The organism is Pseudoxanthomonas sp. Soil82 (genome assembly GCF_040446535.1).
In the GTDB taxonomy this organism is placed as follows: domain Bacteria; phylum Pseudomonadota; class Gammaproteobacteria; order Xanthomonadales; family Xanthomonadaceae; genus Pseudoxanthomonas; species Pseudoxanthomonas kaohsiungensis.
On sequence record NZ_JBEAAK010000005.1, the window covers coordinates 211,594 to 223,867 of the forward strand.

Sequence of the window (12,274 nt, forward strand, 5' to 3'; positions counted from 1 at the left end):
GGCTCAACTCTGGGAAGAAGGTTCGCCGCGATCTTCGCGGTCGATCCGGGAAAGGTTGTCGCGGACGCGGTCCAGCACCGCCAGCGTGGTCGCCAGGTCGGCGGCGGAGATGCCGGCGGTGGCCTCCTTGCGCAGCGCCTGGGCGACCGCTTCGACCGGACCGGTCACCCGCGCAGACTGCGGCAGCAGGTACAGGCGCCAGACCCGGCGGTCGGCGGGATCGGCGCGGCGCTCGACGAAGCCGGCCTTCTGCAGCCGGTCGATGACCCGGCCCAGCGCGATCGGCTCCATGTCCAGGCGGTCGGCCAGCTCGACCTGGGTGACGCCTTCGGCGTGGCCCAGGTGCTTGAGCGCGCGCCACTGCACGCGGGTCAGCTCCAGGTGGGCGACGCGGCGGTCGAAGACGCGCCCGAACAGGCGGTGCAAGTCGGCGACCTGGTAGCCGAGGCTTTCGCGGGGATCGGTCTTGGTCATGGCTGCACAGGATATAGATGCCTAGGCAGGTATTTCAACCCGTCCGGCTCCGCCATTCACCGTAGAGCGAGGCTCGCCCCGCTACCCACGCCCGGGATGCCGGCCACACGAGCCCCCACCTCGTCCGCCCGCGCACGCATGCGGCGTCAGGCGGGGTACGCCGGACGCTGGAAAAACCCGGGAACCAGCCGGGGGAAGCGGGGCGAGCCCCGCTCTACGCGGCCATGAACGCTTCGATCTCGTCGGCGGAGCGGGCCAAACCGTCGCTCAGCACGCGGTGGCCGTCGGCGGTGATCAGCACGTCGTCCTCGGTGCGGATGCCGATGCCGCGCCACTTCGCGTGCACGGCCTTGTCGTCGGCGGCCACGTACAGGCCCGGCTCGATGGTCAGGACCATGCCCGGCTCGAGCAGGCGCGACTCGCCGTCGATGCGGTAGTCGCCCACGTCGTGCACATCCAGGCCCAGCCAGTGGCCGCTCTTGTGCCGGTAGAAGCGCTTGTAGTGGCCGTCGGCGATGTTCTTTTCCAGCGAGCCCTTGAGCAGGCCCAGCCGCAGCAGCCCTTCGGTGAGCGCTTCAACCGCCGCGTCGTGGATCGCCAGCCACGGCACGCCAGGGCGGGCGCATGCGCGCGCCGCCGCCTGCGCCGCGCCGACCAGGTCGTGCAGGGCCCGCTGCTCCTTCGAGAAGCGGCCGTTGACCGGAAAGGTGCGGGTGATGTCGGCGGCGTAGTTGCGGTATTCAGCGCCGGCATCGACCAGCACCAGCTCGCCGTCGGCCGCGCGCGCGGAGTTGGCCACGTAGTGCAGCACGCACGCATTAGCGCCGGCGCCGACGATGCTGTTGTACGCCGGGCACGCGTCGGATGCGCGGAACACGCGTTCGAGCTCGGCCTGCAGTTCGTACTCGTGCACGCCCGGGCGCGTGGCGCGCATCGCCGCCTCGTGGGCGCGCACGCTGATCTGCGCCGCCTTCTCCATGAGCCGGATCTCGTCGCGCGACTTGAACAGCCGCTGCTCGTGCAGCAGGTGGCCCAGCTCGAGGAACTCGTGCGGCGGCTGCGCACCATGCCGGACCTGCGCCCGCACCCGGTTGACCCAGCCGATCAGCTTGAGGTCGAACTCGGCGTCGCGGCCGAAGTGGTAGTAGACCCGCGAGCGCCCCTCCAGCAACCCGGGCAGGATCTCGTCCAGGTCGTCGATCGGGTACGCGTCGTCCATGCCGAAGTCGGCGACCGCGCCTTCCTGGCCGGCGCGCGGTCCGTCCCAGCCCTCGCGCTCGGGATCGCGTTCGCGGCAGAACAGCAGGGTTTCGCCGTGCTTGCGCCCCGGCACCAGGACCAGCACCGCCTCCGGCTCCGGGAAGCCGCACAGGTACCAGAAGTCGGAGTCCTGCCGGTACGGGTAGTGGGTGTCGTGGCTGCGGACCCGCGCCGGCGCGGCGGGCAGGACCAGGATCGCGTCCTCGCCGGCCATGCGCATCAGCTGGCGGCGACGGCGCGCGTACTCGGCCGCGGTGATGCCGGTGAGCTGGCGCAGCATGTCAGTTCAGGCTGCGGCGGTGACGCGGGCCCAGCACGCAGTCGCCGTGCAGCAGCAGGACGGCGACGCGGACGAACTCCTCCAGTTCCGACAGGGCCGACTCGTCTTCGTCGTCCTCGTCGATCTCCTGCACGCTGGCGCCGGCGAGGCGGGCCAGGTCCTGCAGCGCTTCGGCGCCCTCTTCCGACAACGGCGGCTGCGCGCCGGCGGCCAGGCCGAATCCGCCCAGGAAGCTGCGGCACCAGTCGAACAGCGCCTGCGCGCGCTGGCGCAGCGGCAGGTCATCGTCGCCGAGCAGCAGCTCGAAGGAGAACTCGCCGTCGCCCAGCTGCGCGACCGTGGCCCGGCGCAGGCCATCCAGCGCGCTGCCCGGCGCCGGCGCCGGCAGCCCCGGATCCGCCAGCACGCGCGCCGGCCAGGCCGCGGTGTCCTCGCCGCCGCCGGCCAGCCAGCCGCACAGGCCGCCGTGCAGTTCGGCCACGCTGGCGCCCAGTTGCAGCGCGCGGCTGGCTTCGTCGATGTCTTCGGGGGTCGGCAGGTCGGGCATTCGGTTCGAGCGGTTGGCGAGGCGGAAATCCAGCGGCAGTGTATCAATCGCCCCGGTGGCGCCGCTTGTGGCCGTTCCCCAGGCATGCCTACACTCGGGGGGATCGCCCATTCAGCCCGCCTCCCATGCCGTCCGACGTCGTTGCGCGATACCGCAAGGCAGGACCCCGCCGGACCGGCCCCCGATGACCGCCGCGCTCATGGCGGTCGCAGCGGGACTGACGATCGCGGTCCTGCTCCTGCTCTGGCGCTGGCGCAACAGCCACCTGCGCCAGCACGAGGCGCTCAAGACCCGTGAGGAACACCTGACTGTCGCCCTGTGGGGCTCGGGCGAACAGTTCTGGGATTTCGACCTCGACCGTCGCGAACTGCACCTGCTCCATGCCGACGAATCCGGAGCCGAACCCGGCATCGGCCTGTCGGTGAGCAGTCGCCGGGTATCGCTGCCGGTGGTGCATCCGCACGACCGCGCCAGCCTGCGCCGGCGGCTGCGCGCGCACCTGCGCGGCCGCGACCCGGTGTTCTCGTCCGAGCACCGGGTCGATGCCGACGGCGACGGCAACTGGGTATGGATGCGGGTCCACGGGCGCACGGTCGAGCGCGATGCGGCCGGGCGGCCACGGCGCCTGGCCGGCACCGCGCGCGACACCACCTCCAACCGCCACGCCGAAGCCGAGCGGCGCATCGCCAGCGAAGTCCTGCGCAGCATGAGCGAGGCGGTGGCGGTACTGGACCGCGAGCTCAACTTCGTCGCGGTCAACCCGGCGTTCTCCCAGATCACCGGGTACGACGACGTGGAGGCCCTCGGCCGCCCGTTCACCATGCTCGACAGCGACCACAGCGAGGGCCGCGGCAGCGCGCTGCGCCAGGACCTGGGACGCCAGCACTGGCAGGGCAACGTATGGATGACCCGCCGCGACGGCGAAGAAATCCTGTGCCACGTCAAGCACAACGGGATCCTCGATGCCGGCGGCGAGGTCAACTTCCACGTGGTCGTGCTCAGCGACATCACCGAGCAGAAGCGCGCCGAGCAGGAGCTGCGCTACCTGGCCAACTACGACGCCCTGACCAGCCTGCCCAACCGCTCGCTGCTGTCGGAACGGTTGGCGCGCGCGATCGTGCGGGCGCGCCGCGAGGGCGGGCACGTCGCGGTGCTGTTCCTGGACCTGGACCGGTTCAAGGACGTCAACGATTCGCTCGGCCACGCCACCGGCGACCGCGTGCTGCGCGCGGCCGCCGAGCGCGTGCAGCATGCGGTCGGCCCGCAGCACACCGTGGCGCGGCTGGGCGGCGACGAGTTCACCGTGGTCCTGGAGGGCCTGGCGGCGCCGGAGGAGGCCGAGGAGGTCGCCCGCCGGGTGATCGAATCGTTCGCGCTGCCACTGGCGCTGGACGAGCACCACGAGATCACCGTGTCGCCGTCGATCGGCATCAGCCTGTTCCCGGACCACGCCCAGGTCCCGACCGAACTGCTCAAGCATGCCGACACCGCGATGTACCAGGCCAAGGCCGCCGGTCGCCGCACCTGGCAGGTGTACTCGGCGCGGATGGACGAGGCCACCCGCCGGCGCGCGACCCTGGCCGGGCTGCTGCGCCGGGTGGTCGAGCGCGACGAGCTGACCCTGGTCTACCAGCCGCGCTACTCGCTGCACGAGCAGCGCGTGGTCGGCACCGAGGCCCTGGTGCGCTGGCACCACCCGGACTTCGGCCTGGTCCCGCCGGACCAGTTCATCCCGCTGGCGGAGGACACCGGGCTGATCCTGGAGATCGGCGAATGGGTCCTGCGCGAGGCCTGCACCACCCTGCGCCGGTGGCACGAGGCGGGGCTGGAGGGCATGCGCATGTCGGTGAATGTCTCGGCGATCCAGCTGCTGCGCGGCGACCTCGCCGCGACCCTGGCGCGGATCCTGGCCGAAACCGGCGTCGCCTCCGGCCAGCTGGAACTGGAGCTGACCGAAAGCGCGATCATGGCCAACGTCGGCCGCAGCGCCAGCGTCCTGCACGCCTGCCGGATCCTGGGCGTGGGCGTGGCGGTGGACGACTTCGGCACCGGCTACTCCTCGCTGGCCTATCTCAAGCGCCTGCCCCTGACCACGCTGAAGATCGACCAGGAGTTCGTCGGCGACCTCACCCGCGACCCGGACGACGAGGCCATCACCAGCACGGTAATCGCGATGGGCCATTCGCTGTCCCTGACCGTGGTCGCCGAGGGCGTGGAGACCGCCGGCCAGCTCAAGTTCCTGCGCGACCACGGCTGCGACGAGGTCCAGGGCCATTACGTCGCCGCGGCGATGGACCGGGACGAGTGCCTGGCCTTCCTGTCGCGGCCGGTACCGGTCCCGGCCTGAGCCGCCGCGCCGCTTGACCGCCCGTACGGGCGCTGCCTATCGTGGCCGCCATGGATCCTTCCGACGCCATCGCCCAGCTCCGCGCCCTGGCCGCGCGCGTGGAAGCACTGGTCGAGCGCAGCCAGCGCCTGGCCGACGAGAACCGCAGCCTGCGCCAGCAGCAGGAGCAGCTGTTCGCCGAACGCGCGCAACTGCTGAACAAGAACGAGCAGGCACGCTCGCGGGTGGAAGCGATGATCGCCCGCCTCAAGTCGCTGGAGCAGCACACGTGAGCAACAGCGAACCGGTAGGCGTCCGCGTCCTCGATCGCGAGTACACCGTCGGCGTCAGTGCCGAGGAACGCGACGGGCTGCTCGCCGCCGCCCGCCTGCTGGACGCGCGCATGCGCGAATTGCGTGGCAACAACCGGATGGTCGCGCTGGACCGGATCGCGGTGCTGGCCGCGCTCAACCTGGCGCACGAGGTGCAGCAGCTGCGCCAGGAACGCGATTCCCAGCAGCGCGAGCTGGCCGGCACGCTGGAAGCGCTGAACAGGCGCCTGGACGGCCTGCTCGGTAGCAGCGCCGGCTGAATGCGCCGTCGCGTCGTTGTGCGTCGATAGGCGCGATCTTGCATGGCTGAACCCTGCATTGCCGATTTCTTCCCGCCTACCGACGGACGGGCTAGGCAGGGAGAGGCGGAGCGCTATAATTCCCCTGCGTTCTCTGCCGTGTTCGACAGCTGGCAAAACATTCGCCTTGTCCCTTAAAAACGACACCGGGGATGCGACGACGCCGGGTGTGCATGTCCGCCACGTAGCGGAAAGCCCGATGGTTTCCTAGCGTTCCCACTTGGACCTCGGGTTCAAGGTCGTTTCGCCGCATCGGCATGGTGGAGAATGCCTTCTTCTGGCCAACGCCTCCTTCGGGAGGCGTTGCCGTTTCCGCGCAGGCATCATTGCCGTGGGCGCCTTGGCGCCGGTGCCGAAGTCCGCGATCATGCGCGCCACCGCTCCCGCTTCCGATGGCCATCCGCCAATGACCCAGGACCGCGCCTCGCTGCGCCGCGAATTGCGCCAACGCCGCCGCGGGCTTCCCGCCGCCGCGCGGATCGCCGGCGCCGAGGCACTGGCCGCGCGGATCCTGGCCCTGCCGTTCCTGCCACGCGAAGGTTATGTCGCCGGCTACTGGGCGCTGGACGGCGAAATCGGACTGCATGTGCTGCAGCTGCGCCTGCCGCCGGGGCTGGTCTACTGCCTGCCCCTGCTGCACGGCGACGATCAGTTGCGCTTCGCGCCGTGGCGTCCGGGCGACCCGCTGGTCACCAACCGCTTCGGCATCCCCGAACCCGACGTGGAGCCTGCCTCCGGCCTGCCCGCCGAGGCGCTGGCGATGGCGGTGATGCCGCTGGTGGGCTTCGACGACGCCGGCCGACGGCTGGGCATGGGAGGCGGTTGGTATGATCGCGCCTTCGCCTTCCGCCACCGGCGCTCGGCCCCGCCCTGGCTGGTCGGCGCCGCATTTTCCGCGCAGCAGGTGCCGGCGCTGGACGCGGCCGGTTGGGACGTCCTGCCCGACGCGATCTGCACCGAAAACGCCACGTTCCTTCCCCGCCGCGAACCCCGAAGCGAGCCTGCATGACCGCCCGCAAGCGCTACTGGCTGATGAAGTCCGAACCGGACGCCTTCTCCATCGACGACCTGCAGCGGGTCGGCACCGAGCCCTGGAACGGGGTGCGCAACTACCAGGCGCGCAATTTCATGCGCGACGGCATGAAGGTCGGCGACGGCGTGCTGTTCTACCACTCCAACGCCAAGGTCCCCGGCATCGTCGGCATCGCCCGCGTCGCCAGCACCGCCTATCCCGACGAGACCCAGTTCGACCCCCGGTCGGACTACTACGACCCCAAGGCTACCCGCGAGCAGCCGCGCTGGTTCCTGGTCGACGTAGCGTTCGAGCGCAAGCTCGCGCGCACCATCGCCCTGGACGAGATCAAGCAGCACGCCGAGGCGCTGGGCGAAGCCTTCCCGCTGGTGGCGCGCGGCAGCCGGCTGTCGGTGTTCCCGGTCACCGCCGCGCAGTGGAAGCTGCTGCTGTCGCTGGAATGAGCCTGCCGCCGCGTCCCGGGAGCCCCCCGCCCGGCCGGCACCTAAACTAACCGCATCCCCGAGCGAGCCCGCCCCATGTCCGAAGCGAAACGCCTGGCCGGCGAAAAGGCCATCGATTATGTCGAGGACGGCATGGTCGTCGGCGTCGGCACCGGCTCCACCGTGGCCTATTTCATCGATGCGCTCGGCCGGATCCGCGACCGCATCGCCGGCGCGGTGTCCAGCTCGGAGCAGAGCACGGCGCGCCTGCGCGCGCTCGGGATCGAGGTCCTGGACGCCAACGCCGCCGGCCCGCTGAAGCTCTACGTCGATGGCGCGGACGAGTGCGACCCGCACAAGCGCCTGATCAAGGGCGGCGGTGCCGCGCTGACCCGCGAGAAGATCATCGCCGAAGCCAGCGAGACCTTCGTGTGCATCGTCGACCCGGCCAAGCAGGTGCCGGTGCTCGGCCGGTTCCCGCTGCCGGTGGAGGTGATCCCGATGGCGCGCAGCCTGGTCGCGCGACGAATCCTGGCCCTGACCGGCGGCCAGCCGGTGTGGCGCGACGGCGTGGTCACCGACAACGGCAACTGGATCCTGGACGTGCACAACCTGGCAATCACCGATCCGGTGGGCATGGAGACCGAGCTCAACCAGATCCCGGGCGTGGTCAGCGTCGGCCTGTTCGCGCGACGGCCGGCCGACGTGGTGATCGTGGGCGGCGAGCCGCCGCTGGTGCTCTGAACCATTCCCACCCCCCTGCGGAGCCGCGCCGATGATCCGATCCCTCGCCCGCCTGTCCCTGCTGCCGCTGCTGCTCGCGCTCAGCGCCTGCGCCTCGGCGCGCACGCCGTGGGTCGAGGTCGGCGGCGAGCGCTTCCAGGTCGAGGTCGCCGACGACGACGCCGAGCGCGCACGCGGGCTGATGTTCCGCGACGCCATGGCCGACGACCACGGCATGCTCTTCATCCACGACCGCCAGGAACCGCAGGCGTACTGGATGAAGAACACCCGGATTCCGCTCGACATCCTCTACTTCGACCGCGACCGGCGGCTGGTGTCGCAGCAGCGCGACGTGCCGCCCTGCTCGGCCGGCGACCGTTGCCCGCCCTATCCCAGCCGCGCCCCCGCGCAGTACGTGCTGGAGCTCAACGCCGGCCAGGCCGCGCGCCTGAAACTGGAGGACGGCGCGCTGCTGACCTTCGGCCCGGGCATCGCCCCCGAGGCCGGCGACTGAGTCCGGCGCGCGGCCCCGCCGCGCACGCCGGCGCGGCGCCTGCGGGGCTTGATTGTCGCCATCGCTGGCCCCAGTCTTGCGCCATGGGGATCGATCGCATGCCACTGCCTGACTGGACCGCACTGGCCGCGCTGGATGACGATTCGCTGCCGCTGCTGCCGGCCGCGCTGCTGATCGCCCGCGACGAGTATCCCGACCTGGACCCGGCCCCGTACGAGGCGCTGGTGCAGGCCCATGCCGACCACCTGCGCGAGGAAGTCGCCGCCATCGGCCAGCCACCGCTGAAGATGGCGGCGATCAACCGCCACCTGTTCGAGGAAGTGGGCTACAGCGGCAACCACGACGAGTACTACGACCCGCGCAACAGCTATCTCAACCAGGTGCTGGACCGGCGCCTGGGCAATCCGATCTCGCTGGCGATGGTGCAGATGGAGGTCGCGCGGAGGCTCGACATCCCGCTGGACGGCGTGTCCTTCCCCGGCCACTTCCTGGTCCGCCTGCCGGTGGATGGCGGCCTGCTGGTGATGGATCCGTTCAATGGCGGCCGGCCGCTGGCGGTGGAGGAGCTGCGCGAGCGGGCCAAGCCGCACCTGGGCCAGGCGCCGGACGACAGCGTCCTGCTGCAGATCCTGAGCCCCGCCCCCGCGCGCGCGATCCTGGTCCGGGTGCTGCGCAACCTGCACGGCGTGTACGCCGAGAAGAACGAGTGGGACCGCGCGGCGCGCAGCGCCGACCGCGTGCTCCGGCTGATGCCCGGCCAGTCCGAGGCCCTGCGCGACCGCGGCCTGGCCTACCTGGAACTGGACCACCTGCGCGGCGCCCGCCAGGACCTGGCGCGCTACCTGGAGCTGGTGCCCGACGCGGCCGACGCCGAGGCCATCCGCGACCGCCTGGTCGATGCGGGCGGCATGCGCGCCTCGCTGCACTGAGCCGATGCCGGCGGCCTGGCGCCGTGGTGGCGGATGCCATCGACGGGGACGGCGTGGGTTCGCGGCTGGACCGGCGCCTACAGCTCGACCATCTCGAAGTCGTCCTTGGTCACCCCGCAGTCCGGGCAGGTCCAGGTGTCGGGGATGTCTTCCCAGCGCGTACCCGGGGCGATGCCCTCTTCCGGCAGGCCGTCGGCCTCGTGGTAGATGAAGCCGCAGACCACGCACATCCAGCTGCGGTAGGTGGTGGCATCGGGTTCGCTCATCGGATAATGCAGGCTTCGGCACGGGCGCGGGACGGCATTGTCCCACTGCCGCCGCCGCAGCGGAAACCCCGATGGAACCCCGGCAAGGCCGGCCGCCCCGCGGCCTCTACCTGATCACGCCAGACGAAACTGACACCGCGCGCCTGCTGGCGCGGGTGGCGCCGCTGCTGGGGCAGGACGTGGCCTGGCTGCAGTACCGCAACAAGGCCGCCGGCGCGGCGCTGCGGCGCGAGCAGGCGGCCGCGCTGCAGGGGCTGTGCACGCCCGCCGGCGTGCCGCTGCTGGTCAACGACGATGCCGCACTGGCGCTGGCGATCGGCGCCGCCGGCGCGCACCTGGGCGAGGACGACGGCGAAGTCGCGGCCGCCCGCGCCCTGCTTGGACCCGACGCGATCGTCGGCGCCTCCTGCTACGACCGCCTGGACCTGGCCGGGCGCGCCGTCGCGGCCGGCGCCAGCTACGTGGCCTTCGGTGCGTTCTTCCCCACCAGCAGCAAGGCCACCACCCGCCGCGCCACGGTCGACCTGCTGCGCGATGCCGCCCCACTGGGCGTGCCGCGGGTGGCCATCGGCGGGATCACCCCGGCCAACGCCGGCCCGCTGGTGGACGCCGGCGCCGACCTGGTCGCGGTGATCGGCGGGGTGTTCGAAGCGCCCGACCCGGTCGCCGCGGTCCGCGCCTACGCGCGCTGCTTTCTGTAAGAACCGATTCATCGGCGACCCGGGGGCGTCGGCACAAGCGACGCCCCCGCCATCCCGATGCTCGTGTCGCCGATGAATCGGCTCCTACAATGTCCCTCTCGCCGTACAGGATTCCGCCGATGAACCACGACCGCTCCCACGCCCTTTTCTCGCGCGCCCAGCAGTTGCTGCCGGGCGGGGTCAACTCGCCGGTGCGCGCGTTCAAGTCGGTGGGCGGCGAGCCGTTCTTCGTGCAGCGCGCCGACGGGCCGTACCTGTACGACGTCGACGGCCACCGCTACATCGACTACGTCGGCTCCTGGGGCCCGATGATCGTCGGCCACAACCACCCGGTGGTGCGCGCGGCGGTGGAGAAGGCGATCGGCGACGGCCTGTCGTTCGGCGCACCGTGCGCGGCCGAGGTGACCATGGCCGAGACGATCACCCGGCTGGTGCCGTCGTGCGAGATGGTGCGCATGGTCAACTCCGGCACCGAGGCCACGCTGTCGGCGATCCGCCTGGCGCGCGGCGCCACCGGCCGCCAGCGCATCGTCAAGTTCGAGGGCTGCTACCACGGCCACGGCGATTCGTTCCTGGTCAAGGCCGGCAGCGGCATGCTGACCCTGGGCGTGCCGACCTCCCCCGGCGTGCCGGCCGGGCTGAGCGAGCTGACCGCCACGCTGAGCTACAACGACTTCGAGGGCGCGACCAGGCTGTTCGACGAGATCGGCGGCGAGATCGCCGCGCTGATCATCGAACCGGTCGTCGGCAATGCCAACTGCATCCCGCCGCGCGAAGGCTACCTGCAGCACCTGCGCGCGCTGTGCACGAAGCACGGCGCGCTGCTGATCTTCGACGAGGTGATGACCGGCTTCCGCGTCGCCCTCGGCGGCGCGCAGGCGCACTACGGCATCACCCCGGACCTGACCACCTTCGGCAAGATCATCGGCGGCGGCATGCCGGTGGGCGCCTATGGCGGCCGTCGCGACCTCATGCAGCAGATCGCGCCGGCCGGCCCGATCTACCAGGCCGGCACGCTGTCGGGCAATCCGGTGGCGATGGCCGCCGGCCTGGCGATGCTGGAGCTTGTCCAGGCACCGGGCTTCCACGACCGCCTGGCCGCGGCCACCGCCGCGCTGTGCGAAGGCCTGGAAGCGGCCGCGCGCGACGCTGGCGTGGCCGTGACCACCACCCGCGTCGGGGCGATGTTCGGCCTGTTCTTCACCGACCAGCAGGTCGAAACCTACGCCCAGGCCACCGCCTGCGACATCGCCGCGTTCAACCGCTTCTTCCACGCGATGCTCGAGCGCGGGGTGTTCCTGGCGCCGTCGGCATACGAGGCCGGCTTCATGTCCAGCGCACACGACGAGGCCGTGGTCGCCGCCACGATCGACGCCGCACGCGGGGCGTTCAAGGCGGCGGCCGCGGGCTGACGGCGGTGGCGGCCTGCGCGATGGCGGTGCGACGGTCGACGGACCGGTGGCGGCGCCGGGCGCATGCCTCGCGATGATCCCGCCGCACCTGGACCTGCTGCTGCTCGACTTCGACGGCGTGCTCGCACGCTATGAACGGGCGCGCCGTTGCGCGCACCTGGCGTCGACCGCAAGTTGCGAACCGGCAAGGGTCGCCGAAGTGCTGTTCGCCTCCGGCCTGGAAACCGCCTACGACAGCGGCGCCCTGGCCACCGGCGACTACCTGCGCCGGCTCGGCGATGGACTGGGTGCCCGGGTCGACGAGGACGCCTGGATCGAGGCCCGTGTCGCCGCCTGCCGCGCCGAACCGCGGGTCATGGCGATGGTCGCGGCGGTGGCTCGGCAGCTGCCGATCGCCGTGCTCACCAACAATGGTCCGCTGATGGCCAGGGCGATCCCGCGGATCGTCCCGGACCTGTTTCCCGCGCTTGACGACCGCGTGCTGTGCAGCGGCATGTTCGGTGGCCGCAAGCCGCATGCGGCGGTCTACGCACAGGCGCTCGCGCGGCTGGGCGGCCAGGCCGCGGGTACGCTGTTCGTCGACGACCTGTTCGTCAACGTCCAGGGTGCGCGCCGCGCCGGCCTGCATGCGGATACCGTCCGCGATGCCCGCTCGATGCGCCGCGTGCTGTCGCGGTACGGCCTGCTCGCGGCCGCCTGATGCGACGGCGGCCGGGAAAGCCCGGCCGCCGTCGCTTCCCGCTTCGGGCGTTCGCG

Annotated in this window: 15 protein-coding genes and 1 other RNA gene; 12 read left to right on the plus strand and 4 right to left on the minus strand. The window is 71.6% G+C overall.

What is annotated here, in order from left to right; all coding sequences use genetic code 11:
• Positions 1-3 precede the first annotated feature (3 nt).
• From ABKA19_RS14740 to ABKA19_RS14750, 3 genes are all read right to left on the minus strand, one after another.
• Positions 4-474 (minus strand): MarR family winged helix-turn-helix transcriptional regulator, encoded by a 471-nt coding sequence (locus ABKA19_RS14740; RefSeq protein ID WP_162377656.1) that lies wholly within the window; start codon positions 472-474, stop codon positions 4-6.
• A gap of 214 nt (positions 475-688) precedes the next feature.
• Positions 689-2,011, minus strand: coding sequence for an aminopeptidase P N-terminal domain-containing protein (locus ABKA19_RS14745; RefSeq protein WP_353689681.1), 1,323 nt, complete (start codon positions 2,009-2,011; stop codon positions 689-691).
• Between the two features lie 4 nt (positions 2,012-2,015).
• Positions 2,016-2,561 (minus strand): UPF0149 family protein, encoded by a 546-nt coding sequence (locus tag ABKA19_RS14750; RefSeq protein WP_162377655.1) that lies wholly within the window; start codon positions 2,559-2,561, stop codon positions 2,016-2,018.
• Between the two features lie 184 nt (positions 2,562-2,745).
• Between ABKA19_RS14750 and ABKA19_RS14755 the strand changes: the two genes are divergently transcribed.
• The 9 genes from ABKA19_RS14755 (at position 2,746) to ABKA19_RS14795 (ending at position 9,139) form a co-directional block, all read left to right on the plus strand.
• On the plus strand, positions 2,746-4,908 hold the full coding sequence (locus ABKA19_RS14755) for a putative bifunctional diguanylate cyclase/phosphodiesterase (RefSeq protein WP_353689542.1): 2,163 nt from the start codon (positions 2,746-2,748) through the stop codon (positions 4,906-4,908).
• A 50-nt stretch (positions 4,909-4,958) separates the two neighbouring features.
• Entirely contained in the window at positions 4,959-5,180 is a 222-nt protein-coding gene (locus tag ABKA19_RS14760) for a TIGR02449 family protein (protein ID WP_162377653.1), read from the plus strand.
• Positions 5,177-5,479, plus strand: a complete 303-nt coding sequence (locus tag ABKA19_RS14765; RefSeq protein ID WP_353689543.1) for a cell division protein ZapA — start codon at positions 5,177-5,179, stop codon at positions 5,477-5,479. Before ABKA19_RS14760 ends, ABKA19_RS14765 begins: the two co-directional genes overlap by 4 nt.
• Positions 5,480-5,606: 127 nt before the next feature.
• Positions 5,607-5,789: non-coding RNA, 6S RNA (ssrS, locus tag ABKA19_RS14770), on the plus strand.
• Between the two features lie 135 nt (positions 5,790-5,924).
• Positions 5,925-6,527 carry a 5-formyltetrahydrofolate cyclo-ligase gene (locus tag ABKA19_RS14775; RefSeq protein WP_353689682.1) on the plus strand — a complete coding sequence of 201 codons (603 nt, stop codon included), beginning with the start codon at positions 5,925-5,927 and terminating at the stop codon, positions 6,525-6,527.
• Positions 6,524-6,994, plus strand: coding sequence for an EVE domain-containing protein (locus ABKA19_RS14780; RefSeq protein WP_353689544.1), 471 nt, complete (start codon positions 6,524-6,526; stop codon positions 6,992-6,994). Before ABKA19_RS14775 ends, ABKA19_RS14780 begins: the two co-directional genes overlap by 4 nt.
• Before the next feature lie 75 nt (positions 6,995-7,069).
• Positions 7,070-7,717, plus strand: coding sequence for a ribose-5-phosphate isomerase RpiA (rpiA, locus tag ABKA19_RS14785; protein ID WP_162377649.1), 648 nt, complete (start codon positions 7,070-7,072; stop codon positions 7,715-7,717).
• Between the two features lie 31 nt (positions 7,718-7,748).
• Complete coding sequence (locus ABKA19_RS14790) at positions 7,749-8,210, plus strand: DUF192 domain-containing protein (protein ID WP_353689545.1); 462 nt, start codon at positions 7,749-7,751, stop codon at positions 8,208-8,210.
• Between the two features lie 83 nt (positions 8,211-8,293).
• Positions 8,294-9,139 (plus strand): SirB1 family protein, encoded by an 846-nt coding sequence (locus ABKA19_RS14795; protein ID WP_353689546.1) that lies wholly within the window; start codon positions 8,294-8,296, stop codon positions 9,137-9,139.
• Between the two features lie 77 nt (positions 9,140-9,216).
• On the opposite strand, the gene ABKA19_RS14800 is transcribed toward ABKA19_RS14795, so the two are convergent.
• The gene (locus tag ABKA19_RS14800) at positions 9,217-9,405 is read right to left on the minus strand and encodes a rubredoxin (RefSeq protein WP_162377647.1); all 189 of its coding nucleotides are present in this window, start codon (positions 9,403-9,405) and stop codon (positions 9,217-9,219) included.
• 71 nt (positions 9,406-9,476) lie between these two features.
• Between ABKA19_RS14800 and thiE the strand changes: the two genes are divergently transcribed.
• The 3 genes from thiE (at position 9,477) to ABKA19_RS14815 (ending at position 12,218) form a co-directional block, all read left to right on the plus strand.
• Positions 9,477-10,106: a thiamine phosphate synthase gene (gene thiE, locus ABKA19_RS14805; RefSeq protein ID WP_353689547.1), complete on the plus strand. Its 630-nt coding sequence runs from the start codon at positions 9,477-9,479 to the stop codon at positions 10,104-10,106.
• A 119-nt stretch (positions 10,107-10,225) separates the two neighbouring features.
• Positions 10,226-11,518, plus strand: coding sequence for a glutamate-1-semialdehyde 2,1-aminomutase (gene hemL, locus ABKA19_RS14810; RefSeq protein WP_353689548.1), 1,293 nt, complete (start codon positions 10,226-10,228; stop codon positions 11,516-11,518).
• Between the two features lie 73 nt (positions 11,519-11,591).
• Complete coding sequence (locus ABKA19_RS14815; protein WP_353689549.1) at positions 11,592-12,218, plus strand: HAD-IA family hydrolase; 627 nt, start codon at positions 11,592-11,594, stop codon at positions 12,216-12,218.
• The last annotated feature ends 56 nt before the right edge of the window (positions 12,219-12,274 follow it).

Coding starts and splice junctions, on each gene's coding strand:
- ABKA19_RS14760 (WP_162377653.1), top strand. CDS start 4,959: ATGGATCCTTCCGACGCCATCGCCCAGCTCCGCGCCCTGGCCGCGCGC.
- ABKA19_RS14775 (WP_353689682.1), top strand. CDS start 5,925: ATGACCCAGGACCGCGCCTCGCTGCGCCGCGAATTGCGCCAACGCCGC.
- ABKA19_RS14800 (WP_162377647.1), bottom strand. CDS start 9,405: ATGAGCGAACCCGATGCCACCACCTACCGCAGCTGGATGTGCGTGGTC.
- hemL (WP_353689548.1), top strand. CDS start 10,226: ATGAACCACGACCGCTCCCACGCCCTTTTCTCGCGCGCCCAGCAGTTG.
- ABKA19_RS14750 (WP_162377655.1), bottom strand. CDS start 2,561: ATGCCCGACCTGCCGACCCCCGAAGACATCGACGAAGCCAGCCGCGCG.
- ABKA19_RS14815 (WP_353689549.1), top strand. CDS start 11,592: ATGATCCCGCCGCACCTGGACCTGCTGCTGCTCGACTTCGACGGCGTG.
- thiE (WP_353689547.1), top strand. CDS start 9,477: ATGGAACCCCGGCAAGGCCGGCCGCCCCGCGGCCTCTACCTGATCACG.
- ABKA19_RS14790 (WP_353689545.1), top strand. CDS start 7,749: ATGATCCGATCCCTCGCCCGCCTGTCCCTGCTGCCGCTGCTGCTCGCG.
- ABKA19_RS14755 (WP_353689542.1), top strand. CDS start 2,746: ATGACCGCCGCGCTCATGGCGGTCGCAGCGGGACTGACGATCGCGGTC.
- ABKA19_RS14795 (WP_353689546.1), top strand. CDS start 8,294: ATGGGGATCGATCGCATGCCACTGCCTGACTGGACCGCACTGGCCGCG.
- rpiA (WP_162377649.1), top strand. CDS start 7,070: ATGTCCGAAGCGAAACGCCTGGCCGGCGAAAAGGCCATCGATTATGTC.
- ABKA19_RS14780 (WP_353689544.1), top strand. CDS start 6,524: ATGACCGCCCGCAAGCGCTACTGGCTGATGAAGTCCGAACCGGACGCC.
- ABKA19_RS14740 (WP_162377656.1), bottom strand. CDS start 474: ATGACCAAGACCGATCCCCGCGAAAGCCTCGGCTACCAGGTCGCCGAC.